This is a genomic window from Rhodanobacter sp. FDAARGOS 1247 (genome assembly GCF_016889805.1).
Taxonomy (GTDB): Bacteria; Pseudomonadota; Gammaproteobacteria; order Xanthomonadales; family Rhodanobacteraceae; genus Rhodanobacter.
Genome location: NZ_CP069535.1, coordinates 3008143 through 3032384 on the forward strand (window position 1 = coordinate 3008143; position 24242 = coordinate 3032384).

A 24242-nucleotide genomic window follows, 5' to 3' on the forward strand; every position below is an offset into this window, starting at 1 on the left:
CGGCGTAGCCGTCCGCCTTGAACGAATTGTTAGCCATTGCCTTGGCCAAGGCTACGAAGCCACGAATCGAAAAATGCCTGTTGCTCCATTGGGGAGACTGGCTCAATGTCCGGGCCAGTATCGAAGATGCAGACTAAATCCTGTTTGAGTGCTTGCTTGCCCGTGGTAAGCCGATATGCCTTTAAGCCGCCACCCATGCTTCGCGACATGGGTGATGGAAAAACGTTTTTTGGAGAAGCATAACAGAGAGCAATGGCACCTTCGTTGCGCAGAGCTACGCGAATTTGTGCAAAGGCCGCAAAGATGTCGGAGGCCTCTCCAGAGAAGAGAGTGTTGCCGCATGAGAGAACTACGCGATAGTCGTCGCCAGACTCAACGACTGTCACCTCACGCTGACTGATAACGCCGGCGACGTCTTGTACAGGAATTTGAAAACGCTCGATTTCCATGATGGCTAACGCCTAAGTTAAGCCGAATTGCAGCGCGTAGCTGACAACATGGCAAGCTTTATCGGCCATGTTGTTGGCGTAGCGATGCAATTTCGGCTTGAACGCATTGTTAGGCCTCGCCGCCATCAGTCCTCCCATCCGGATAACGGTGGCTGGCCGGTTGTGAGAGGCACGTTGTGTGGGACAGGCATATCAATTGCTTTCTTGGCTATGCCGAAACTCCATCTGACGCGCTTCTCGTAGCGTCCGCTAAAATCAGTGTCTACCAACGCCCAGTCACAGTCGTCACAATGGTCAGGTTGATGGATCTCCAAGTCCACGATGCCATCATCATTGCGATCGTAGTAGGTGACAATAGCCGTGTCGCTAGATGTCGAATCAGCGCGAGCTAGGTCGCGACCACTGGTTGAGCAAGCTGCCAGAAGGGCCAATAGGATAGTGATCGCAACGTGCTTCATAGAGGCCTAACGCTGGAGTTAAGCGGCGGCGGAGCCGTCCGCCTTGAACGAACTGTTAGGCGCTCACCGTGCCCGTTTGATAAGAATAGCGTCTTTGACGCTCGACTCAACGCCAGACCACTGGGTACTTGGCGTAAGAACCAGAGAGCAGCCGTACTCATCTCGTGTAGCGTCAATGATTTGCTGGAACCACTGCAAGTAAGACCACTCCCTTGGTGTGGGAGAGTGGAGGAAACCACCTTGCTCGTCCCAATACACTTCCATTGCTGCGCGATAGATAAGTGGAAATTTCATGAGCGCCGGCGTCACACAAAGCCGGCCGGTGGCGTCAATTGAAACTTCGGCGATGTTGTCCGATTTCATAGGCCTAACGCTGGAGTTAAGCGGCGGCGAAGCCGTCCGCCTTGAACGGGTGGTTAGGTGCCACGAGCCGGCGCCTCCGTACCCCAAACTACACCTTTTGTACTTACCGAGAGACCAGCGACCCGCCGTATCTCTTGCCATGGTTGCGTAAAGGTTTCGTACTCGATGATCTCGTAGTTGCGGCCACAAGTTTGCCAGCTCTTGCAGGGTGCTACGTTTGGCTCGCAATCCCACGGGATGGTTGCCAAGTGACGCAAAGCTTCCCACGCATTGCCTAAAGACGGATGCTCACTGACTTGCTCAGCGTGGCTCTCGTCCTCAATTACGAAACACTTTGGCATGGCACCTAACGCTGGAGTTAAGCGGCGGCGTAGCCGTCCGCCTTGAACGAAATGTTAGGCCGTACGCCGGCGAGCGAGGAACGCGCCAATCCCACCGCCAACAAGCCCGTAAATGACGCCGAGGAATACAACGAATGCTGTAGTGATGAGCCAAATTGATAGCGTGAGTGTGCCCTCCGGAAGGCGGCCCGGGCCAACGCCCCAAGAAATAGCCCAGCCAATCGTTGCATCGGTGACACCCATTACCGCACCAAGTAAAACTGCCGCCGAGAAACCGAGCTTCCGTGCGCCATAGAATGCGAGAGCAATGTAGAGAACAGCAGAGCCGACACTGGCATAGGCGTACGAGAAACCCAGCGCTAGAGATGCCGCGGATGCGATCGCATCAAACGCAATCACTGCCAGGACGGATAAACTGAAGAGCTTGATGGTTTGCAAGTGACTCTCCCGTGCGGCCTAACGCTTAGTAGACCCCATATCGGGGCATATGCAATGGATGTTCAGCTTTCGAAGGGAACCCGTCAAGCGAGCAGATTGGCCGGTTTGGCAAGGGCTTGCGGGATGACGTGAGCGGCTCGGACGACTGGGGGTGACTTTGCATATCTCACAAATCGAGGTGCTATGTCTTATCTCCCACAATTGATGGTGATAACAGCTGCACGTTCGCAGTGTGCGCAAGCCGCCTTATGAACGAGGTTCGGCGATCTTTCGCGCTCGAACGACACCGCTCAGGTGACTAGGCCATGCGCCACGTGGAAACGTCGGTTCATTTTGGTCCCAGGGAAAGATGGCCCGGCTGCCGCAGGCAGACGAATGCTCCTGCTTCAAAACTCGAAAATACGAGTCCCGATGAAGTCCGCCTTCACAACGCGAAACCTCATCCTCAATGACTCGCGCCAGCCGCCCTCTTGCCTGAAAACATGACGCAGACCCCCACGAAGACCAGCAGCACTGCCGACGCGGAATAACGACTCAAGGCGAGCCCGCCGGACGCCAGCGGCTTGTCCAGGAAGTCGCCAAGCACAGCCCCCAACGGCCGCGTCAGCACGAAGGCTGTCCAGAACAGCAGCGTGGAGGAGACCCGGGTCCAGAAGTGCGCGCCGGCGACTACCACCAGCAAGCCGCCGAAGATGAGCGCCGCGCCCAGGTAACCCAGGCCGGCCGTGTCCGCCGTCCAGTCGCCGAGCGCGGTGCCCAGCGTCTGCGAGAACATGATGGTGGTCCAGTAGAACATCTCGGATCGGGGCGTGCTCACCGACTCGACCGACACCGTGCCCGTCGTGCGGTGCCACACCGCCAGCGAGGCGAGCAGCAGCACCAGCAGCAGCGTGCTGCCGCCCGCGTAGCCGATGCCCAGGGAGCGGGTCACGAAATCCGCCAGGGTGGTGCCCACCGTGGTGGTGGCGATGATCGCCGCCCAGTACACCCAGGGACGGAAGCGCGTGGCGGCGATCTGCACGCCCACCGCCGCGAAGAACACCGCGGCGAAGATGGCGGTCGCCACGAGGTAGCCCAGGTTCATCGACATCGACACCGCGTCGCCACCGGTTTCGCCCAGTGTGGTGACGGCGATCTTGATGATCCAGAACAGCAGGGTGACTTCCGGTACCTTGCTAGGTGTCTGGCCGTGGACAGCGTTCATCGGGGCGCCTGCCATGGAAAGTGGTGAAGCCTATACCCATTTGTTTCTGGCGCCATTTCAATTTTGCCCGGCTGGCGCGTCTAAGCCTGCAATCGACAGCCGCGGCAAGCGCAAGCGCGCCATGAGTACCCTGATGGACGGTCCGCACAGTTTCATGGAACACCTCTCGCGCCACGACGACCTGCAGTTCGACCCTGCGCCCAGCCATGGCGAGGTGGTGGCGGCGCTGTATCGCGAGCATCACGCTGCGCTGGTGGCCCTGCTGCAGTGCCGGCTGAATTCGCGCAGCGACGCGCAGGAGATCGCGCAGGAGGTCTACGTGAAGTTGCTGACCATGAAGGACCTGGGCCACCTGGAAACGCCGCGGGCGTTCCTGTTCCGCATGGCGATCAACCAGTCGGTGGACTACCTGCGCAAGCGCGTGGTGCGCGTCAACCTGTCGCCCCCGCCCGCCAGCGAGGATCTGCACGCCGCGCCGCTGCCCGAGCAGCACCTGTGGGCCGGCCAGCAATGGAAGAAGGTGCAGGCCGCCCTGCGCGAGTTGCCGGCCAAGTGCAGCCAGGCGTTCGTGCTGCACGTGCTGGAAGGCCGCGAGTTTTCCGCGATCGCCACCGAGATGAAGCTCAGCGAACGGATGGTTCGCTACCACGTCAGCCGGGCCATGGCGCACTGCCGTGAACGCTGTTTTGCAATGGAGACGCCGTAATGGCCACCAATACCGGATTCGACGAGGAAACCACGCGCACGGCGGCGCTGTGGTGGACCCAGTTGCGCGATCCCGAACCGTCCCCGGACCTGCTTGAGCGCTGGGGTGCATGGATGGCGGCTGATCCCAGCAACGCCCAGACCTTCGCCCAGCTCAACGCGCTGGGCGAACTGGCTGCCGACGCCTCACCCAGCCAGCGCCAGCAGCTGATCGACGAGTTCGCGCCGCGCGCCACGAAGCGGCCGTATCGTCCGCTGGCGGCCGCCGCGGCGGTGGTCGGCATGGCGCTGCTGGGCGGCTGGTGGATGCTGCGCGGCGGGCCGGGTCACTCCCCGCTGCCGCAGCAATACGCCAGCGCGGTGGCCGAGGATCGGGCCATCCAGTTGCCCGATGGCACCGCCATCGAACTCGGTGCGGCCTCCAGCCTGACCACCCGCTATGCGCAGCACCGGCGTGACATCGACCTGCGCGCCGGCGAGGCGTTCTTCACCGTCACGCATGACCGCGAGCGTCCGTTCGTGGTGACGGCTGGCCCCCTGCACATCGAGGATCTCGGCACCGCATTCAACGTGCGGCGTACCGGCCAGCGGGTCAGCGTGACGGTGACCGAAGGACGGGTGCGGCTGTCACCGGCGAACGGCGCCGCGGACGATGCGGACCTGCCCTCCGGCCGGCTGGACCTGGTGGCGGGCCAGCGCGCCGAGTACGACCCGGTCAGTGGCGCGCTCAGCGTCAGCACGATCGCGCCGGAACACGCGGCGACGTGGCGCCAGCACCGGCTGGAGTTCGTCGACGAACCGCTGTCGGCCGTGCTGGCCGACATCAATCGCTACAGCCGCCAGCCGGTGCAGCTGGCCGATCCGCGCCTGGGCGAGCTGAAGTTCACCGGCACCGTCAACACGACTAACATTGGCCGTTGGGTCGATGCCTTGCCGCACGTTTTTCCCGTGCAGGTGAGCGCGTTTGCCGATCACGTGGTGCTTTCGGGCACCGGAAAGCCCTGAGCCGTGAGCGTGGGTGGTGGAAATGTTCGAGGCGAAGGCCCGGCCCGATTTCCACCGGCCACGCTCCTGACCATGGTTCGCACGCACGGTGGGCAGGATGGTGGAACGTAAATGGCGTCGCGGCGACGGGCGCAGGTGTTGCAGATGACGTCCGCGAAGCGGATGCAGCGTGCGTTCGGCGTTGGCCTGGCATGGATCGCTGCGACCGGTTTCGCCGGCGTTGCCGTCGCCTCGGGCGCACCGACACTGAAGGCCGAGCGCACCAGCTTCTCGATACCCTCGCAGCCGCTGGCCGATGCACTGATGGCGCTGGGACGCCAGGCCGACGTGCAGATACTCGCCTCCAGCAAGGCGATCGCGGGGCGGCGCAGCACCGGCACCTCCGGCAGGTTGAAGGTGGAAGCCGCGCTGGACCACCTGCTGCAGGGCACCGGCCTGGACTACGAGGTGATCGGCAGCCGCACGGTGGTGGTGCACCAGCGCGAGTTCAGCCCGGCGACTTCCTACGCAAGCCCGCTGCGCGGCACCAAGCCGAATGTGCCGATCGTCTCGGTGCTGGATACCGTGCGGGTCTCCGGCCTGGTGCTGGGCGACTGGGGATTCCTGGCCGACAGCACGCGGGGCGCCACCCGCACGGACGCGGAGCTGGCCGACCTGCCGCAGTCGGTGAGCATCGTGACGCGCGACCTGATGGATTCCCGCCAGGCGTTCGAGGTGGCCGACGTGGTGCGCCACGTGGCGGGCGTGGACTATGTGGATGGCTTCGGCGGCCCGCCGCTGTTCCGCATCCGCGGGTTCACCACCGGCAACGGCCTCACCGACGGCATGCCCAACGGCGTGGCGCGCATCGAGGATCTGCCGCCGCTGATCGGCATCGAGCGGGTCGAGGTGTTGAAGGGCCCGGAGACGATCCTCGGCGAGTCGTCGGTGGACAACAATTTCGGCGGCTCGGTGAACATCGTGATGAAGCGGCCGCAGGCCGAACCGGTACGCCAGCTGACGTTCTCCACCGGCCAGGGCGACGGCAGCCGCCTGGGCGTGGACCTGGCCGGTCCGCTCGACGAGCAGGGCCGGCTCACCTATCGCTGGGTTGCCGCCGGCAATCGCGCCGAGCGCACGGCGCAGGGTTATCGCGGCCAGCGCAGCGCCTACTTCGCGCCCTCCATCGGCTGGCAGGACGACACCACGCGGTGGCTGTTCGGCCTGGAATACGTCGACAACCGCGTGCCGGTTGCGGACCACACGGTGCTGCTCGGGCAGTCGCTGGCCAGCGCGTCGCCATTCGACCGCTTGCTGGGCAACCCCGACGACCACGCGCGATTCCGCACGCGGCGTGCGTTCTACATGGTCGAGCAGGCACTGGGCGACGACTGGAGCCTGCGCAGCCGTGGACAGTACGTGAGCCAGCGCAGCAGCGGCCAGGCCTGGGCGTTCTCCGACACCCAGCATTTCGGCCTGAGCGAGGCGCAGGCCAGCAGCTACCGCTATTCCGACGCGTTCTACACCTTGCAGAACGAACTGGCGGCAAGTTTCGAGCAGGGCCCGCTGGTGCACGACGTGCTGCTGGGCGTGGACTATGCCCGCACCCACACCGGCAACGGCAACCAGCCCAGCGCGCTGGTCACCGGCGCAGCGGTCAACGCCGACCTGCAGGCGGACGACTTCCTGCCGTTCGCGTCGGCGAAGAACACCGTCGTCGTCCAGACCCGTCCGCTGGGCGGATCGTGGTCGAGCCAGCTCGGGCTGTTCGCTCAGGACCAGGTGTCGATCGGCGAGTCATGGCATGTGCTGGCCACGGTGCGTCACGCCACCTACGAGCTGACGGGTGCGGCGATGCCCGCGCTGCGCCAGTCGAGATGGATACCGAGATTGGGCGTGGTCTATCAGCCGAGCCCCGATGTGTCGCTTTACGCGTCCAGCAACACCGGTTTCCAGGCCGATGCCCTGCTGGGCGAGGACGGTCGCCCGCTGCCGCCGTCGGTGTCGCACCAGCTCGAGCTGGGCAGCAAGGTCGGCCTGTTCGATCAGCGCGCCAGGCTGACGCTGGCCTGGTACCGCATCCGGCTGGACCACAGCATCAGCCAGGTAGCGCCGGAATCGCCGCATTTCGCCGTGCCGGGTCCGGGCCAGACCAACACCGGCGTGGAGATCGAATTCGACGGCCAGGTCCTGCCGGGGCTGGATGTCTCGGCCAGCTATACCGGCGCGCGCATCCGCAACCACGACGGCAGTGCCCCGTACGGCGCGCCGCGGCACCAGTGGAACACCTGGGCCAGCTACCGCTTCCAGCGCCCTGCCCTGCAATCCTGGGGCGTGGCCGGCGGCGTGTTCGGGCGCAGCAGCACCAGTGGACGCACCGAGGACGGCGGCTATTTCCGCATGCCGAGCCAGCTCAGCGCGGAGGCGAACCTGAGCTGGTATGCCGATCCCTGGACGCTGACGCTGGGCGTGAAGAATCTTTTCGGAGGCACCTTGTACGCGATCAACGCCGAGTCGTCCTTCGTGCCGGTGCGTCAGGGCCGGCTGGTCCTGTTCAACGGGACCTTCCACTTCTAGATTCCGCCGCGCGCGCGTCATGGACCGGCAGCCAGCAGGCCGGCGGAAGCGGCCGGGTGTTTCTCGCCGCCGCGAAATCGCTGGGCCGGCGTCGCCGCGCCTTCGCGCGGGTCCGCGGTTTCCGCGGCGGCAGGCTGCGCTCCGGTCGATCGCCGCAACGCGGCCGCGAAGGCGTCACCGGCTTCCCGCCGGAAGGCTTCGCTGCGCTGCTGCTTTTCGCGGCGGCTGCGCGGACCTTCGGCGCACGGCGCGGGAATCAGCGACAACGGCAGCGCATGACAGCCTGCGCCGGCGCTCACGCCGCCCTGTGCCTCCCAGAATGCATCGCCGCTGGCGGCAGCTTCCACGTCCGCACCGTCGGCATCCGCACCCGACTGGCCAACGCAGGCTGCCGCCGTGACGGCGCGAATCCGCTTCAACCCGTGCAGCGCCGCCAGCTCGCGCACCAGCGACATCAGCAGGTCCTTCGGATGCAAGCCGTGGCTGCCCCGGATGAATTCCCGCGTCGCCTCGAACGGCGCATGCGGGCCCGCGCCCCGCAACGCCCCGATGGTGACGCTGTCGCGCCGATCGAAGGTCAGGATGCATGAGGCCAGCACGTCCTTGTCGTCGCTGAGCAGCAACAGGCTCAGCTCGCCCGCGTCGGCGCGCGAAGGCTTGCGCAGGTGCAGGTGCACGTCGGCCGCATCCTCCAGCCGCAGCGTGGTCAGGCGCGCGCCACCACCCAGCACGATGCGTTCGGCCAGCCATGCGGGAAAGCGTCGCATCACGAAATCGTAGTGCGCATTGACGATGCGACGGCGCGCGGCGGCGTTGAAGTGCGTCGAGATGTAGGGCCGGTGCCAGCGCTCGAAAAGCCGCGGATCGGCCTGGGCCGCCCGCCACATCGCCTCGCGCGCATGCAGCGAACGCAGCCACTGCGTCTGGCGGATGCACAGCCGCAGCCAGCTGGTCATGTGCAGGGCCAGCTGCCAGCGTCCGTCACCGGAGGCCTGGCGCAGCGACCAGCGACTGCGCACGGCCTCCATCCACAAGCGGGTCGTCCTGCTGATTTGTTCGATGCGCATCGGTCCGCCTCGTCATGCCGAGTTGACCTGTGAGACGCGCGAGCCACCGGTTTTTGAAATGCCGGCGATCAGCAGTCCGCTGCGCGGCGACCGGCGGACCCGATCACTCCGAAATCGCCAGCACGCATTCGTCCGCGCCGTAGCTGCGGCAACACACCGGAAAGATCGACAGGCTCCCCGGCGCGATGACCGGTCCCAGCAAGCCTTCGAGGAATCCACTGAAGAAGCTGCAGCCGGAGTGGCCCTGCTCCGTGCACAGCGGGCTGTCGAGGATGTGCAGCTGCGACCCCTGCTGATCCACTTCCACCAGCGCCCGCAAGGCCGGCGTGCCGATGCGCTCGAGTGCATCGGTCAGGCCCAGGCCACCATCCATCGCGTATTCCCGCGCGAACACCCACGCACCGGCGCGCTGACCGGCCAGCGCCAGCGAGGATTCGCGCGCGCCGTCCGGCACCGCGCCGCTCAATACCAGCAGCCTGGGCATCAGTTTCGGATAGTCGTATTCGAGTGACTGCAGCGCCTTGTCGACCGCGCTCTCGTCCGCGTCCAGGGCCACCACGTCGACGAAGGGATTCGCCTCCACCGATGCGACAGGCGGCGGCGCCGGCGCACGCGTGGTGGGCAGGATGAATTCGAAGTCCGGCTCCGCTGGCGCAGGCGGCGCCGCCGGAATGGTCTGCACGGCTTCAGTCTTCGCGGGCCGGGCCAGGATCGGCGCCACCGCGAAGGGCTCGTCCGTCAGCACTTCTCTCGATGGCGATGCGGCAGGCGAAGCGACGGGCGCCGGTGCAGGCGCCGCCACCTTCGCGACAGGCGTGACCGGCTCGGGCGCCGGCGGCGGCAGATAGGTCGCCCGCTTCACCGTGGCGCCGAAATGCGGCTGCTCCTCGCCTTCCACGAACGGCGTGATCCGGAAGCTGACGAAGCGGTCATAACCTTCCAGCGCCGCTTCCAGTTCGCGCTTCTTGCGCGGCGAGCCGCGCACCACCATCGTCAACAGTGTCCCATGGGGGTCCTGCACCAGACGCTGGCGCTGCAAGGTGAAACCGCTGGCAAGAATGAAACGGCCAACTTCGATGAGCAGACCTTCGCGACTTTGCGAAAGCCCCTGGATTTCCAGCTCGATCATCAAGCCCCCTGTAGGCGATGCCGATGGAGATGTGGGTTGAAGGACGGCGCCGGTCCCGAACAGGGCCCGGGCGCACATCGGTGCAACGGGGCAATTTTATCGCGGTCCCGCCGCCCGGGGTGTGAACGGATACGGCGGATGGAACATGTGTTGCGGGCACGCGTGGCGTGTGGCGGTGCAAGCACGTATCGTCGCCGCTTCCCCAGCAAAGGTTTGCCATGGCCACGCCGAAACCGTTCCACCATGCTGCCTTTCTGCGCGACCTGGAGCAATTCGTCGCCGGTGGAAGCTGCCCTGCCTCCTGTTCGCCCGAACTTGCCGCGATCCTGCGGACCCCGGGCGTCGATGCCCGGCCCTCACCGGCGGCCAGCCAGCTGGTTCGCCTGCTGCATGCACGCAAGGCCGTGCTGAAGGCAGCGTTCGACACCGGGCAGGTCGCCGACGAATTGCGTCGCCACCAGAAGTTCGCCAGGCCCGGACAGCCGTCGCCGCATATCGTGCAATTGCGCCAGCAACAAGCCGCCGCACGACAGGCTTCCAGCCAGTCGCGACAACTGCTGATCCAGTCCGCCGCCGCCTTCGTGCGCGAGGCCGGCATCGTGCCGCCCGCGCGACTGGCCCTCGAGGTGTTCATCGACGGCTGGATGGAAGCCGGCTTGCCGAAAGAGCCGGGCACGCCAGAGGCGGGCACGCCCGGATAAAAAAGCGCCGCCGGCACGATGCCGTGCCGGCGGCGGATACCTCGTTGCCGCTTAGCGCAGGATGCTGGCCGGGTCCTGCTTCGCCGTCAGCGCACTGCACAGCTGGATCGATTCGCCGGTCTGGGCCAGGCCACGACCGATGCCGGCAGCGTCCTTCTCGCGGGTCTTGAAGAACGCCTGCAGGCGATCGTACTCGGCGGTGGAGCAGCCACCACCGGCGGCCAGCGACGGCAGGCGACCGCCGGAGAAGCTGCCGGTGCGATCGAGGATCTGCTGGTAGTGAGCGGTGAACCAGTTCCACATCGCGTCACGCTGGGCCTGCGTATCGCGGCCACCGCGCAGCAGCATGGCCATCTCGCCGACCTTGACCGGCTTGGTCAGCGCGAAGTTGCGCACCTGCTCGGCCAGTGCCGGATCTTCCACGCTGGCCAGGCCACCGAGAATGCCGTTGCGCAAGGCCGGGTCGCTGGTCTTCGGCAACTCGGCGATCAGCGCATCAACCGCGCTCTTGCCGTGTTCCTGCACCGCCACGCCCAGCGCATCGCCGAGCAGGTCGGGATCGGCCGCGGCCAGGTTCAGGTGGCCATCCGCCGTCGGCTTCAACGCCGCATCACCCTGCTTGAGCAGGGCCGCACGCACTTCGGGCAACTTGAAATCGAACGCCAGCGAACTGGCCAGGCTGCTGCGCATCAGCGAATCGTCTTCCGGCTCGCCCGCCTTGCGCTGATAGCCGAGCTGCTCCAGTCGCGGCAGGTAGGCGGCCTTTGCCCATGCGGCCAGACGGGCGCGCTGGGCATCGGTGGTGGCGATGCGATGGTAGAGACCGCTGGCCGTGCCCAGTGGCACGGTGGCCACTTCGCGGATCTTCGAGCCGGTCAGCGGCTGCATGGCCGCCAGCACCTGGCCGGCATCCAGATCGCCACGGCGGAAGCTGGCGTTGATCGCATCGGCGTAGGCCAGCTGCTCGGCGTCACTGAGCGTGCCGACCTGCTTGATCAGGCGGTCGAGCCCGTCCTTGTCGAGGCTGAAGCGGTAGTAGCCGCTGGCGTTCGCGTTCGGCATCACCCAGGTCGACTTGCTGGCGCCGGGCAGCTCCATCGAGCCGGTGGCCTGGTCGAGCATGTCGCAGGCGACCTTGCTGCCATCGACGGTGCCGTAGCGCACGCACACCGGCACGCCCCAGATGCGCTTGGCGTCGCCGCTGCTGCCCAGCGGCAGGTAGCGGCTCTGGTTCAGCTGCAGCACGGTCTTGCCATCCTTCTGTTCCAGCTTGGTGGCCACGTAGGGCACGCCGGACTGGTCGAGGAAGCTCTTGAACGCATGCTTGAACGCGTCGCCCTTGTCGGCCGCGGTGGCGATCGCCGAGACCAGGTCGTCGGCGGTGGCGTTGCCGAATTTCTGGCTCTGGATGTACGCCCGCATGCCCTTCTGGTAGGTCTTCTCGCCCACGTAGTTCTCGAACATGGCGATGACGCTGGCACCCTTCTGGTAGGTGATGCCGTCGAACGCGGTCATGATGTCGCCGTTGCCGGAGATCGGCTGACGGATGCTGCGCGCGCTGACCAGGCTGTCGTTGCTCATCGCGCCCTGCGCGCCGCGCACGCGGTCGAGGTCGGCGCGGTATTCCGGATGCACCTGCATGGTGACTTTCTGCTGCATCCAGGTCGCGAACGCCTCGTTGAGCCAGATGTCGTTCCACCACGCGGTGGTCACCGTGTCGCCGGTCCACTGGTGCGCCAGCTCATGCGCGTTGACGTTGAACGAGCCCTGCACGTTGCGGGCCGGGGAATCCTTGTCCAGCAGCAGCAGCCAGTCGCGGAACGTCACCAGGCCCGGGTTCTCCATCGCGCCGGCTTCGAAATCCGGCGCCGCCAGCAGGTCGAGCTTGCCGAACGGATAGCCGAAGCCGTAGTAGTTCTCCAGCGCATGGATGATGCTCGGCGTTTCGCCCAGCACGTGTTCCATGCGATGGCCTTCACCCTTGGCGGCGATGCCGCGCAGCTTCAGCGGTTCGCTGCGGTAGGCGTCGGGCGAGATGTCCGGGCCGTCCACGATGTCCCACGGGCCGACCGCGAACGCGACCAGGTAGGTCGGCAGCGGCTGGGTCTGGGCGAAGGTCACGGTCTTCCAGCCCTTGCCGGCCGGCTGCTCCTTCACCTGCTTGGTATTGGCCACCACGTTCTCGTGGTCAGGCACGGTGATGCTGATGTCGAACGGGGTCTTGAAGCCGGGTTCATCGAAACCGGGGAAGGCGAAACGCGCGCTGATCGGCTCCATCTGCGTCATCGCATACGGCTGGCCCTTGGCGGTGACCTTGTACAGGCCCTGCAGTTGCTGGTTGAGCGGCGCGCTGTACTCGAACTTCACGGTGAGGTCCTGCGGCTTCAGCGTGCTGCCGAAATCCACCCGCACCACGCCCGCCTTCGGGTCGACGTTGACGTACTTGCCCGCGTGCGTCTTGCCGGCGGCGTCGGTGATCGTCACCTTCGACACCTTCAGTTCGGCGCCATCCAGCCACAGGTGGTCGGAGGCCTGGTTCAGCTTGACCTTGATCGTGGTGGTGCCGGAAAAGTCCTGCTGCGCCGGATCGACCTTGAACGCCAGCTGGTACGACTGCGGCACCGCCCAGCCCGGCAGGCGACCCTGCGGCGCCTGGTCGGCGGTGGCGGCAAACGCGGCGCCACAACAAGTGGCGAGCGCGGTAAGCAGGAGCGGGCGGACGAGACGGCGCATGGTGGTTTCCCTGGGTTGTGGAGAATCCCCAAGCTAGAGCCGCCATGACCTTCGACCCAGTGCCAGAAGGCATGGCCGGGCATCAGCCTGGCACGGGCCCAAAAAAAACCGGCGATGAAGCGGACTTCATGGCCGGCCGGGGAAGCCCGCGCGCCTGCGGGGGAGAGGGAGGGGACTCCGACGCGCGGGTTGTCACGAGATCAATGGCAGACAGCGTACCGAGCCTTCTTGCATTGCTCCAATTGATTGTTACCATCTCGCCCATAGATTCTGGCTATTGTCGTACCGGGATGAGCGATGAATCTGCGCGACCTTCAATACCTGGTGGCCCTGGCCGAGCACCGTCATTTCGGGCGTGCCGCGAATGCCTGTTTCGTCAGCCAGCCCACCCTGTCCACCCAGATCAGGAAACTGGAGGACGAGCTGGGCGTGCCGCTGGTCGAGCGCACGCCGCGCAAGGTGTTGCTGACCGAGGTCGGCCGCGACATCGCGATGCGCGCGCGCAACGTGCTCAACGAGATCGAGCAGATCCGCGGCGTGGCCCGGCGCACGCTGGACCCGGAATCCGGCACGGTGCGGCTGGGCATCTTCCCCACGCTGGGGCCGTACCTGCTGCCGCATGTGCTGCCGCTGGTGCGCAAGGCCTTCCCGCGACTGGAACTGCTGCTGGTCGAGGAGAAGACCGAGACCGTGCTGCGCCTGCTGCACGAGGGCAAGCTCGACGCCGGCATCCTCGCCCTGCCGCTGCACGAGGACAGCCTGCACCAGGAATTCCTGTTCGAGGAACCGTTCCTGCTGGCGGTGTCCGAAGCGCATCCGCTGGCGCACAAGCAGGGCCAGCTGAAGCTGGCCGACCTCACCCACCAGAACCTGCTGCTGCTGGAGGACGGCCACTGCCTGCGCGACCAGGCGCTGGAGGTCTGCCACATGGCCGGCGCGGGTGAACATTCCGGCTTCCGCGCCACCAGCCTGGAAACCCTGCGCCAGATGGTGGCGGCCAACGTGGGCATCACCCTGCTGCCGGTGACCGCGGTGAAGCCGCCGGTGGCGCCGCTGGATAACCTGCACCTGATCGAGTTCCGGGGAACGCCGCCGAGCCGGCGCATCGCGATGGTCTGGCGCAAGAGCTCGGCGATGGACGCCTTCCTGAAGCGTCTCGCCGACGTGCTGCGCGAGCTGCCCGCCGACCTGCTGGACGCGCACACCGCGGCGACGCCGCCGGCGGCCAGGGTCTCCGCCGGCTGACGCCGAACGGCCGGACGCAAGCCGGCATCCATCATCCACGCAAGCAGCCAGCCGACCACGGACCCCCTGACGATGCGCAAACTGCTGATCGCCGCCGCGGTGCTGCTGGCCCTGGTGTTCGTGCTGGCGCACCGGCAGCATGCCGCGGTGGAAACCGGGCCGGGTGTGCTGGCCTCCGAGGCGCCGCAGCAGGTCGATCTGGACCACGGCGCACTGCTGCAACGCGACGGCGTCAGCCTGCAGACACGCGCCCACTTCGACATCACCGCGCGGGTGCTGTCGCGCAAGGACTATTCAGGCTCCCGCGATGGCGACCTGGTGCCGCTGGACCTGGCGCTGGGCTGGGGCCGCATGTCCGACAGCACCGTGCTGGCCGGCATCGACATCAGTCAGTCCGGGCGCTTCTACTACTGGCACGTGAAGGACTTCCCGATACCGCGCCGCGAGATCGAAACCTCCAGCGCCAACATGCACATGATCCCGGCCGACGAGGACGTGAAGCACCAGCTGGAGCTGATCCGGCCGGGCCAGGTGGTGCACATCGAAGGCTTCCTGGTCGATGCCAGCCGAGCGGACGGCTGGCACTGGAACACCTCGATGACCCGCGACGACACCGGTGGCGGCGCCTGCGAATTGATCTACGTCGAAAGCGTCACCGTCACTCAGTAGTGCAGCAGGCCGTGCAGCGGCTCGCCACCGGGCCAGCGCTCGCGCCCGCGCAGCGCGTCCAGTTCGATCACCACGCTGGCGCCGACCAGCTCGGCGCCCAGTTGTGCGACCAGCGCCCGCGCCGCAGCCAGCGTGCCGCCGGTGGCCAGCACGTCGTCGACCAGCAGCACGCGCTCGCCCGGGCGGATCGCGTTGCGCTGGACTTCCAGCCGATCCGTGCCGTACTCCAGCTGGTAGTCCACCGCGATCACCGGCGGCGGCAGCTTGCCGGGCTTGCGCAAGGGCACGAAGCCCGCGCCCATTTTTTGCGCCAGCGCCGCGCCGAAGATGAAGCCGCGCGCCTCGATCCCGCACACCGCCTGCACGCCACGGCCCAGCCACGGTTCGGCCAGCGCATCGATGCAGCGGACGAAGCCCGCGGCGTCGGCCAGCAGCGGCGTCACGTCGCGGAACACCACACCGGCGCGCGGAAAGTCGGGCACGGCGCGGATCAGCGCGGCGAGTTCATGCATGTCGTTTCCTCGGGAATTCACGCCGTGAAGCGCCGCTCAGCACGGCAGGGGCAGCGGCTCGCCGGGCAGTTCGTCGTCGCGCATCGCTTCGCGCGCTTCGCTCAGCTGCATCTCGACCCCGGCCACGATGGCCTGGCCGTCGGCCAGCGCGGCCTCGGGCACCATCACCGCGATGTAATCCATCGCCGGCAACTGGCCCACCGCGCCGGTCAGGTACTCGCCGGCGATGAACGCGGGGATGCCGCCGGCTTCCAGCGCATCCTTGACCAGATGGGCATCGAACAGGTTCTCGGCGCGATAGACGATGTGCATGGGCTGCACGCTAACCCGCACGGCAGCGCGGGGCAAGCCGGCCGCCCTGCCCCGATCACGGTGACAGGGTAAACTTGCACGTTTCCACCACCGTCCGTGAGCCACAGCCCGATGTCGACCGATCAGCCCGCCGCCGCACCCGCCCCGCCGCCGGCCGCGGCACCCCAGGATTTCATCCGGCAGATCGTGCGCGACGACCTCGCTTCGGGCAAGCACACGGCGATCCACACCCGCTTCCCGCCGGAGCCGAATGGCTACCTGCACATCGGCCACGCCAAGGCGATCTGCCTGAGCTTCGGCATCGCGAAGGAATTCGGCGGCTGGTGCAACCTGCGCCTGGACGACACCAACCCGGGCAAGGAAGACCCCGAATTCGTCGAGGGCATCAAGGACGACGTGCGCTGGCTCGGCTTCGATTGGCACGAGCTGCGCCACGCCTCGGACTACTTCGAGGTGTTCTACCGGGCGGCGTGCAAGCTGATCACCGACGGCGTGGCCTATGTCGACGACCTCGACGTCGAGCAGATGCGCGCGTACCGCGGCACGCTGACCGAGCCGGGCCGCCATTCGCCGTATCGCGAGCGCTCGGTGGCAGAGAACCTTGACCTGTTCGCGCGCATGCGCGCGGGTGAATTCGCCGACGGCAGCAAGACCCTGCGCGCGAAGATCGACATGGCCTCGGGCAACATCAACATGCGCGACCCGGCGATCTACCGGGTGCGCAAGATCGCCCACCAGAACACCGGCGACGCGTGGCCGATCTACCCGATGTACGACTACGCGCACTGCCTGTCCGACGCGCTGGAAGGCATCACCCATTCGCTGTGCACGCTGGAGTTCGAGGACCACCGCCCGCTGTACGACTGGTTCGTCGACAAGGTCGACCTGCCGAACCATCCGCAGCTGTGGCAGCCGCTGCTCGCCGCGGGCCTGCCCACGCAGCCGGCCAAGCCGCGCCAGATCGAATTCTCCCGACTCAACCTCAGCTACTGCATCACCAGCAAGCGCAAGCTGGCCCAACTGGTCAGCGACGGCTTCGTCGACGGCTGGGACGACCCGCGGATGAACACCTTGCGCGGCCTGCGCCGCCGCGGCTTCACCCCGGCCGGACTGCGCCTGCTGATCGAGCGGCTGGGCGTGAGCAAGCAGAACAGCGTGATCGACTACGCCGTGCTCGAAGGCTGCATCCGCGAGGACCTGGACGCCACCGCGGCGCGGCGCATGGCGGTGCTCGACCCGCTGAAGCTGGTGCTGACCAACCTGCCCGAAGGCCATGAGGAAACGCTGGGCTTCGCCAACCACCCGAAGGACGAGAGCTTCGGCACGCGCGAGGTGCCGTTCGCCCGCGAGGTGTGGATCGAGCGCGACGATTTCGCCGAAGTGCCGCCGAAGGGTTTCCACCGCCTGAAGCCCGACGGCGAAGTGCGCCTGCGCGGCGTGGGCATCGTCAAGTGCACCGACATCATCAAGGACGCCGACGGCAACGTCATCGCGCTGCACGGCACGCTGGACCCGGAAACCCGCCACGGCCTGCCCGGGGCCGACCGCAAGGTGAAGGGCACCATCCACTGGGTCAGCGCGAAGCACGCGGTGGCCACCGAGGTGCGCCTGTACGACCGCCAGTTCAGCGTGCCCGCGCCCGACAACGAGGAAGACGGCAAGACCTGGCTGGACCACATCAACCCCGACGCCAAGCGCGTGGTGCAGGCGTGGCTGGAGCCGGCCGCGGCCCGTGTCGAGCCCGAACAGCGCTTCCAGTTCGAACGCCTGGGCTACTTCGTGGCCGACCGCGTCGACCATCGCGCCGAGGCTCCGGTGTTCAATCGCACGGTGACCTTGCGCGACGTCTGGGCCCGGGCCGCCGGCCAGTAAACGGAGAACCGCATGTTGCCCCTGCAAATCCATCTGACCCTGCCGCCGTGGATCGGCGACGTGGTGGATACCAACAGGCGTTACCAGAGTGACGAGGAACGCGTCGGCCTGGCGATCGAGTTGTCGAGACAGAACGTCGAGCGCGGCGGCGGCGGTCCGTTCGGCGCGGCCGTGTTCAACAACCACAGCGGCCGGCTGGTCGCCGTGGGCGTGAACCGCGTGGTGCCGCAGAGCTGCTCGGTGGCGCACGCGGAAATGATGGTGATCATGATCGCCCAGCAGCGGCTGAGCCGGCACCGGCTGAACGAGGACGGCGGCCACTACGTGCTGGCCACCAGCTCGCAGCCGTGCTGCCAGTGCTACGGCGCCAGCGTCTGGGCCGGCATCGACGAACTGCTGATCGGAGCGCGCGCCGAAGACGTGGAAGAGCTGACCGACTTCGACGAAGGCCCGCTGCCGACCGACTGGATCGGCGAACTCGAGCGCCGCAACATCTCGGTTCGCCGCGACATCCTGCGTGACCAGGCCCGTGCGGTACTGGCCACTTACGGCGCCAGCGGCACGCCGTATTGAGCCGCTGGCGCGCCACGCTGCCGCTGGTGCTGCTGGTGCTTGCCGGCGTCGTGCTGTTCGCCTCCGGCTCGCTGGACCAGTTGACCCCGCACCGGCTGCTGGCCAACCAGGCCAGCCTGCATGCGCAGATCGATGACCACCCGTGGTTGAGCCGACTGGCCTTCACCGGACTGCTGACGCTGACCGTGGCCACCGGCATCCCCGGCACCATCGTGGTGATCCTGGCCGGCGGCTTCGCCTTCGGGGTGGTCGACGCCACGCTGTATTCGTCGCTGGGGCTGACCCTGGGATCGCTGATCCTGTTCCTGGCCAGCCGCTACGCCTTCGGTCCGGGCAGCCGCCAGCCGCCGGCCATCGTGGCGCGACTGCACCATGGCTTCGAGCGGCACCCGGTCAGCTACACCCTGTTCCTGCGCTTCATTCCGGTCGTGCCATTCGGCGCGGTCACGGTGGCGCTGGCCTGGCTGCGCTGCCCGCTGTGGCTGTTCCTGGGTGCCAGCTGGCTGGGCGGCACGGTCGCGCTGATCTTCGAAACCTCGATCGGCGCGGGGCTTGGCGACGCGATGAGCCAGAGCGACAGCCTCGGCCTGGGCCTGTTCCTGCACCGCGAGGTGCTGTTGCCGCTGGGCGCGATCGCCCTGCTCGCCCTGCTGCCCCTGCTGATCGAACGCATGACCCGGCGCCGGCGCCAGCGCCGATTCCCGCTGGACTGAAACGGATCGCGGCAGCTGCCAAGCCGACCCGTTTCGCGCTAGTGTGACGCCGGACAACCGGCAGCACTTCGGGCCCGGCATCAATGCCCACCGGTCCGCGACGCGCGATGGGGGACGGGACGGATGGACATGGCGGCTGACTCCTGGCCCAAACGACTGTGGCAACGCCGGTCGTTGATGCAGCGCATGGCCTTCGTGGCCCTGATGCCCGCCCTGATCACCGCCGCCCTGCTGGCGGCCTTCATGGCCCAGCGCCAACTGGTCAACCTGCGCGAGATGGCCCGGAGCAATGCCGACGCCATCGCCACCCAGGCCGCCTCGATCAGCCTGCAGCCGCTGCGCAACATGCAGTTGCGCGAGCTGAACCGCATCGCCGACTCGGTGGGCGACCTGCCGCATGTCATCCGGGTGCAGATACGAAGCGGTGCCGGCCAGATCCTTGCCGACCACAACGAGCTCGACGGCAACCGCGAGCCGGCGGAAGTCCTCACCGTGGTGCGCGAGATGATCGACCGCGACCAGCCCGGCGGCGTGGCCGAAGGTTCGGTGCGGGTGGACGTCAGCCTGCACCAGGCCATCGCCATGCAGCGTGCCAGCCTGCGTCACGCGCTGATCGCCCTGCTGGTCAGCCTGCTGCTCGCCGGGGTGCTCGCGTGGCAGGCGGCGCGCTGGATCAGTGCGCCATTGCGTCACCTTGCCGGCGCCGTGCATCAGCTGGGGCTCGGCGACCGGCCGGTCGAGGTGCCGGTGACCGACCGCACGGAAATCGGCGAACTGCAACAGGGCTTCAATCATGCCGCCGCTACGCTGCATGACATCCAGAGCGGCATGCGCCAGCAGATCGAACAGGCGACGCGGGAACTGGCGCACAAGAACGCCGCGCTCGAAGCCGCCAGCCTGGCACGGTCGCGTTTCCTGGCCGCGGCCTCGCATGACCTGCGCCAGCCGCTCTACGCGCTGACACTGTTCTCCTCCGCGCTCAGCGTCGACGAGGACCGGCCGGAACAACTGGACCGCATCGCCCATATCCAGGAATGCGTGCAGTCGCTCGACCACCTGTTCAACGAATTGCTCGACCTGTCGCGACTGGAGACCGGCGCGGTGCAGGTCGAGATCAGCGAGTTCCCGCTGGCCCAGGTGTTTGCCGAAGTCGCCCGGAACTTCGACATGGTCGCCGAGCAGCGCGAGCTGCAGTTGCTCATCCATCCGACCCGGCTGTGGGTCCGCAGCGACCGCACGATGCTGAGCCGCATCCTCAACAACCTGGTCAGCAATGCGCTGCGCTTCACCCATCATGGCGGGGCGCTGATCGGTGCCCGCCGATGCGGTGACGGGCTGGTCCGCATCGAGGTCTGGGACACCGGCAGCGGCATCGCGCCGGAACACCTGCCCAACGTGTTCGACGAGTTCTACCGCATCGACGATCGCGCCGACGCCGGACTGGACGATGGCTCGCAATCGGGCCTCGGACTGGGACTGGCCACGGTGCAGCGGCTGGCGGTGCGGCTCGACACCGAAGTGCGGGTGCAGTCCCGGCTCGGTCGCGGCAGCGTGTTCCATTTCCGCCTGCCGACCGCCCACGCCAGCCCCGGGGAATCGATGGCGCCCCACGAGATGCCGGTCGACCTGAGCGGCAAGCGGGTGCTGGTGGTGGACGACGACCCGGCCATTCTCTCCGGGGTGCGTTTCCTGCTGCGCAGCTGGGGCTGCGAGGTGGAGGTGGCCGAGGATCGCCTGCAGGCGATGGAGGCCGTCGAGAACTGGCCCGGCCCGCCGGACATCGTGATCAGCGACCTGCAGCTGCGCGGCGGCACCCGCGGCATGGACCTGTTCGCCGCGCTCGACCAGCACTACCAGCGCGACGGCGACACGCCGTTCGCACGACTGCTGGTCACCGGCGAGACCCGCGTCGACCACCTGCGCGAGATCATCGCGGCGAACATTCCGCTGCTGTACAAGCCGGTCTCGCCACCCCAGTTGCGCAGCGCGATGATGTCGGCGTGGACCAGCACCCGCGCCGGCCGGTGATCACGATGTCGACGCGCAAAAAAAGAGCGCCCCGCAGGGCGCCCTGAAAACTGGTGGGTCGTCCGGGATTCGAACCCGGGACCAATGGATTAAAAGTCCAGTGCTCTACCAACTGAGCTAACGACCCATCGTTGAAAACTCAAGCGATCAATTTTACGGGCTGCGTGGCAAGGGCACAAGCAAGCGCCCCGCGGCCGGATCACGCATAACGCGTGGGATCGGCCAGCCCGGCCTCGCGAAAGCCCTGGGCGCGCAGGCGGCAGGCGTCGCAGTGTCCGCAGGCGCGACCTTCGTCGTCGGCCTGGTAGCAGCTGACCGTGGCGGAAAAGTCCACGCCCAGGCGCTGCCCTTCGCGGGCGATGTCGGCCTTGCTCATGCGCATCAGCGGCGCGTGGACACGGATACCGGCGCCCTCGACGCCGGCCTTGGTCGCCAGATTGGCCAGCTGTTCGAACGCCTCGATGAAGGCCGGCCGGCAATCGGGGTAACCCGAATAGTCGACCGCGTTGACGCCGCACCAGATGTCGCTGGAGCCCAGCACCTCGGCCCAGCCCAGCGCGATCGACAGCATGATGGTGTTGCGCGCCGGCACGTAGGTGACCGGGATGGCGCTGGCGTCCGCGGCATCCAGCGGCACGTCGATGTCGGCGGTCAGCGCCGAGCCGCCGATGCTGCGCAGGTCGATGCCCACCGTCTTGTGCTCGACCGCACCCAGCATGCTGGACACGCGGTCGGACGCCGCCAGTTCCGAATGATGGCGCTGGCCATAGGAGACGCTCAGCGCGTGCACCTGATAGCCCTGTTCACGAGCCATGGCGATGACGACGGCCGAATCCATGCCGCCGGAAACGAGTACGACGGCCTTGCGGGGGGAATTTTCAGACATGGTTTGCATCCACGGGGTACGACCGGTCACCGGCCGGAAAGCGCCACCGGCAACACAGGCCGGCGCGCGATGTTCGTTGCGGGGTCCGGCCACCGATGGCCGTTCCCGCTTCCCGCGCCCCGGGCGGGCGCATGAAACTATCTCCCGGCGGCGTCATTCCACAGCAGCTTGTGCAGCTGCAGCTGGAAGCGCACCGGCAGCCTGTCGGCGATGATCCACTCGGCCAGTTCGCGCGGCTCGACCTTGCCCCAGACCGGCGAGAACAGCACCATGCAGCGATCGGCCAGGCTGTGCTCGGCCAGCATGGCGCATGACCACTCATAGTCTTCGCGACTGGCGATGACGATCTTGATCTGGTCGTGCGGCAGCAGATGATCGAGGTTCGACCACAGGTTGCGCGCGCTTTCGCCCGAGCCGGGCGCCTTCAGGTCCATCACCTTGCGCACGCGGGGGTCGACGGCGGAGACGTCCAGCGCGCCCGAGGTCTCCAGCGACACCTCGTAACCGGCATCGCACAGGCGCTGCAGCAGGATCAGGCAGCGTTTCTGCGCCAGCGGCTCGCCGCCGGTGACACAGACGTGCCGCGCGCCATGCGAGGCGACTTCGGCCAGGATCTCGTCGATCCCGTGCCAGTCGCCGCCATGGAACGAATATTCGGTATCGCACCAGACGCAACGCAGCGGGCAACCGGTGAGGCGCACGAACACGGTGCGCCAGCCGATCGCGTCGGCTTCGCCCTGGATCGAGTGGAAGATTTCGGTGATGCGCAGCCGCTCCGGGACGGCCACGGCAGGCGTCGCCGACGCCTGCTGCGCGTCATGACCGCTCATCGCCGCGGGACTCAGTTGCCCGACTGCAGTTGCAGACGCTGCAGACGTTCCTTCGCCAGGCTGGCCGCCTTGGAACCCGGGTACTTCGTGGTGACCTGGGTCAGCGTGGCCCTGGCCTCGTCGCTCTTCTTCAGCTCGAGCTGGCTGTAACCCACCTTGAGCAGGGCGTCGGGCGCCTTGTCACTCTGCGGGAACTGGCTCAGCAGCTGCTGGAAAGACTCCAGCGCCACCGGATAGTTGGTGGTGGCGTAGTACGACTCGCCCAGCCAGTACCAGGCGTTGGGAACCAGCGGATGATTCGGGAACTGCTGGATGAAGCTGCGGAACTCGCGCGAGGCTTCCACGTAATTGCCGCCGCGGATCGCCTTGAACGCCACGTCGTAAGCCGCCTGCGCCGCCGCCGGATCGCCTGCGGCGACAGCCGCGCTGGCTGCGGACGCCGGAGCGTTGCCGGCGGCCGCTGCTGCCGGCGCATTCGCGCTGGCACCTGCGGCGGGGCTGCCCGCGGCCGCTGCCGCCGGGTTGCCGGCGCCGGGCGCCGCGCCCGCGCCACCCGACTCCAGACGCCCGAGCCGGGCATCGAGATCGGTGTACTGGGCCTTGTTCTTGTCGTCGAGCGTCTGCAGCTGGTGCTGCAGTTCCTCGACCTGACCCTGCAGTTGCTGCACCTGGGCCTGCAACTGCTGCATCTGGTTGACCATGCCCGTACCGGACTGGTCCTTGTTCTGTGCCTGCTGTTCCAGCCGCGCGACACGATCGGCGAGGCTCAACCGGGAATCCTGCGCGAAAGCCGGGAACGCGAACAGCACGGCGGACGCGATGGCGCCCGCCGTGCTGATCCTGGCTGCAAAGCTGTTAGCCAGTCGCTTCATCATTACTGCGCCGTGTAGACGATCTCGACACGACGATTCTTGCTCCAGCAATCCTCGTTGTGCTCACGGCAAACCGGCTTTTCCTTGCCATAGCTGATCACTTCCAGCTGGCTGGCCTGGCCGCCATTGGCCTGCAGCGCGTCGGAAACGGCATTGCCACGACGCTCGCCGAGGCCGAGGTTGTACTCGCGGGTGCCGCGCTCGTCGGTGTTGCCTTCCAGACGGATGTGCGACATCGGGCGATCCTGCAGGTACTTGGCGTGGCACGCCATGATCTGCTGGAACTCCGGCTTGATCTCGGTCTTGTCGAAGTCGAAGTACACGACGCGCTGACGCAGGCAGGCATCGGTATCGAGATCGGCGGGGGTGTACTTGCCGTCAGAGACGGGTGCCTGCACGGGAGCAGCCTGCTCCGGAGCCGGCTGCGGTTTGACTTCCTGCTTCTTGGAGCAAGCGGCCGCGCCTACGCAGAGCAGGGCAACCAGGGCGACGCGAACGGTCTTATTCATGGTGACGTTCCTTACGGGTTGAGTTCCGACAAACAATGACGATGGGAATTGCGGGACAGCTGACGCCGGTTG

The 24242-nt window shown here is 66.7% G+C and carries 23 protein-coding genes and 1 tRNA gene; 10 read left to right on the forward strand and 14 right to left on the reverse strand.

The annotated features are described in order from the left end of the window. Positions 1–29: 29 nt before the first annotated feature. The 4 genes from I6J77_RS13720 to I6J77_RS13735 form a co-directional block, all read right to left on the reverse strand. Positions 30–449 carry a hypothetical protein gene (locus I6J77_RS13720; protein WP_204109425.1) on the reverse strand — a complete coding sequence of 140 codons (420 nt, stop codon included), beginning with the start codon at positions 447–449 and terminating at the stop codon, positions 30–32. Positions 450–970: 521 nt separating this feature from the next. Then, complete coding sequence (locus tag I6J77_RS17950; protein ID WP_369334530.1) at positions 971–1411, reverse strand: hypothetical protein; 441 nt, start codon at positions 1409–1411, stop codon at positions 971–973. A gap of 254 nt (positions 1412–1665) precedes the next feature. Next, entirely contained in the window at positions 1666–2049 is a 384-nt protein-coding gene (locus I6J77_RS13730; RefSeq protein WP_204109427.1) for a hypothetical protein, read from the reverse strand. Positions 2050–2494: 445 nt separating this feature from the next. After that, positions 2495–3253 carry a hypothetical protein gene (locus I6J77_RS13735; RefSeq protein ID WP_204109428.1) on the reverse strand — a complete coding sequence of 253 codons (759 nt, stop codon included), beginning with the start codon at positions 3251–3253 and terminating at the stop codon, positions 2495–2497. A gap of 121 nt (positions 3254–3374) precedes the next feature. Here I6J77_RS13735 and I6J77_RS13740 point away from each other — a divergent pair, with 121 nt between their 5' ends. The 3 genes from I6J77_RS13740 (at position 3375) to I6J77_RS13750 (ending at position 7519) form a co-directional block, all read left to right on the forward strand. Continuing rightward, positions 3375–3959 carry an RNA polymerase sigma factor gene (locus I6J77_RS13740; RefSeq protein ID WP_239308997.1) on the forward strand — a complete coding sequence of 195 codons (585 nt, stop codon included), beginning with the start codon at positions 3375–3377 and terminating at the stop codon, positions 3957–3959. Beyond that, positions 3959–4963: a FecR domain-containing protein gene (locus I6J77_RS13745; RefSeq protein ID WP_204109429.1), complete on the forward strand. Its 1005-nt coding sequence runs from the start codon at positions 3959–3961 to the stop codon at positions 4961–4963. Before I6J77_RS13740 ends, I6J77_RS13745 begins: the two co-directional genes overlap by 1 nt. Positions 4964–5107: 144 nt before the next feature. Next, positions 5108–7519, forward strand: a complete 2412-nt coding sequence (locus I6J77_RS13750; RefSeq protein WP_239308999.1) for a TonB-dependent receptor — start codon at positions 5108–5110, stop codon at positions 7517–7519. A gap of 17 nt (positions 7520–7536) precedes the next feature. On the opposite strand, the gene I6J77_RS13755 is transcribed toward I6J77_RS13750, so the two are convergent. Both I6J77_RS13755 and I6J77_RS13760 read right to left on the reverse strand, forming a co-directional pair. Continuing rightward, complete coding sequence (locus tag I6J77_RS13755; RefSeq protein WP_204109431.1) at positions 7537–8586, reverse strand: DUF535 family protein; 1050 nt, start codon at positions 8584–8586, stop codon at positions 7537–7539. Between the two features lie 103 nt (positions 8587–8689). Further along, positions 8690–9793 (reverse strand): hypothetical protein, encoded by a 1104-nt coding sequence (locus tag I6J77_RS13760; RefSeq protein ID WP_239309001.1) that lies wholly within the window; start codon positions 9791–9793, stop codon positions 8690–8692. Positions 9794–9933: 140 nt separating this feature from the next. On the opposite strand from I6J77_RS13760, the gene I6J77_RS13765 reads away from it, so the two are divergent. Next, positions 9934–10416, forward strand: a complete 483-nt coding sequence (locus I6J77_RS13765) for a hypothetical protein (protein WP_204109432.1) — start codon at positions 9934–9936, stop codon at positions 10414–10416. Positions 10417–10467: 51 nt separating this feature from the next. Here the strand turns inward: I6J77_RS13765 and I6J77_RS13770 are convergent, their stop codons facing one another. Then, complete coding sequence (locus tag I6J77_RS13770) at positions 10468–13149, reverse strand: M1 family metallopeptidase (RefSeq protein WP_204109433.1); 2682 nt, start codon at positions 13147–13149, stop codon at positions 10468–10470. 297 nt (positions 13150–13446) lie between these two features. Between I6J77_RS13770 and oxyR the strand changes: the two genes are divergently transcribed. Both oxyR and I6J77_RS13780 read left to right on the forward strand, forming a co-directional pair. Beyond that, positions 13447–14394: a DNA-binding transcriptional regulator OxyR gene (gene oxyR, locus I6J77_RS13775; protein WP_056766957.1), complete on the forward strand. Its 948-nt coding sequence runs from the start codon at positions 13447–13449 to the stop codon at positions 14392–14394. Positions 14395–14466: 72 nt separating this feature from the next. Beyond that, the gene (locus tag I6J77_RS13780; protein WP_204109434.1) at positions 14467–15063 is read left to right on the forward strand and encodes a hypothetical protein; all 597 of its coding nucleotides are present in this window, start codon (positions 14467–14469) and stop codon (positions 15061–15063) included. On the opposite strand, the gene I6J77_RS13785 is transcribed toward I6J77_RS13780, so the two are convergent. Then, positions 15057–15575: an adenine phosphoribosyltransferase gene (locus I6J77_RS13785; protein WP_204109435.1), complete on the reverse strand. Its 519-nt coding sequence runs from the start codon at positions 15573–15575 to the stop codon at positions 15057–15059. The genes I6J77_RS13780 and I6J77_RS13785 overlap by 7 nt on opposite strands. A 36-nt stretch (positions 15576–15611) precedes the next feature. Continuing rightward, entirely contained in the window at positions 15612–15887 is a 276-nt protein-coding gene (locus I6J77_RS13790) for a DUF2007 domain-containing protein (protein ID WP_056717253.1), read from the reverse strand. Positions 15888–15998: 111 nt separating this feature from the next. On the opposite strand from I6J77_RS13790, the gene I6J77_RS13795 reads away from it, so the two are divergent. From I6J77_RS13795 to I6J77_RS13810, 4 genes are all read left to right on the forward strand, one after another. After that, positions 15999–17759, forward strand: a complete 1761-nt coding sequence (locus I6J77_RS13795; protein WP_204109436.1) for a glutamine--tRNA ligase/YqeY domain fusion protein — start codon at positions 15999–16001, stop codon at positions 17757–17759. 12 nt (positions 17760–17771) lie between these two features. Next, positions 17772–18332, forward strand: a complete 561-nt coding sequence (locus tag I6J77_RS13800) for a nucleoside deaminase (protein ID WP_204109437.1) — start codon at positions 17772–17774, stop codon at positions 18330–18332. After that, positions 18329–19045, forward strand: a complete 717-nt coding sequence (locus tag I6J77_RS13805; protein WP_204109438.1) for a TVP38/TMEM64 family protein — start codon at positions 18329–18331, stop codon at positions 19043–19045. Before I6J77_RS13800 ends, I6J77_RS13805 begins: the two co-directional genes overlap by 4 nt. Before the next feature lie 129 nt (positions 19046–19174). Beyond that, the gene (locus I6J77_RS13810) at positions 19175–21073 is read left to right on the forward strand and encodes a hybrid sensor histidine kinase/response regulator (protein WP_239309003.1); all 1899 of its coding nucleotides are present in this window, start codon (positions 19175–19177) and stop codon (positions 21071–21073) included. A gap of 51 nt (positions 21074–21124) precedes the next feature. Here the strand turns inward: I6J77_RS13810 and I6J77_RS13815 are convergent. The 5 genes from I6J77_RS13815 to pal form a co-directional block, all read right to left on the reverse strand. Beyond that, a tRNA-Lys gene (locus tag I6J77_RS13815) sits at positions 21125–21200 on the reverse strand. Between the two features lie 72 nt (positions 21201–21272). After that, the gene (queC, locus tag I6J77_RS13820) at positions 21273–21959 is read right to left on the reverse strand and encodes a 7-cyano-7-deazaguanine synthase QueC (RefSeq protein WP_204109440.1); all 687 of its coding nucleotides are present in this window, start codon (positions 21957–21959) and stop codon (positions 21273–21275) included. A gap of 137 nt (positions 21960–22096) precedes the next feature. Continuing rightward, positions 22097–22789: a 7-carboxy-7-deazaguanine synthase QueE gene (gene queE, locus I6J77_RS13825; RefSeq protein ID WP_056717258.1), complete on the reverse strand. Its 693-nt coding sequence runs from the start codon at positions 22787–22789 to the stop codon at positions 22097–22099. 11 nt (positions 22790–22800) lie between these two features. After that, a complete protein-coding gene (ybgF, locus tag I6J77_RS13830; protein ID WP_204109441.1) occupies positions 22801–23664 on the reverse strand; it encodes a tol-pal system protein YbgF in 864 nt (287 codons plus the stop codon). Beyond that, a complete protein-coding gene (gene pal / locus I6J77_RS13835) occupies positions 23664–24170 on the reverse strand; it encodes a peptidoglycan-associated lipoprotein Pal (RefSeq protein ID WP_056717260.1) in 507 nt (168 codons plus the stop codon). Before pal ends, ybgF begins: the two co-directional genes overlap by 1 nt. Positions 24171–24242: the final 72 nt, after the last annotated feature.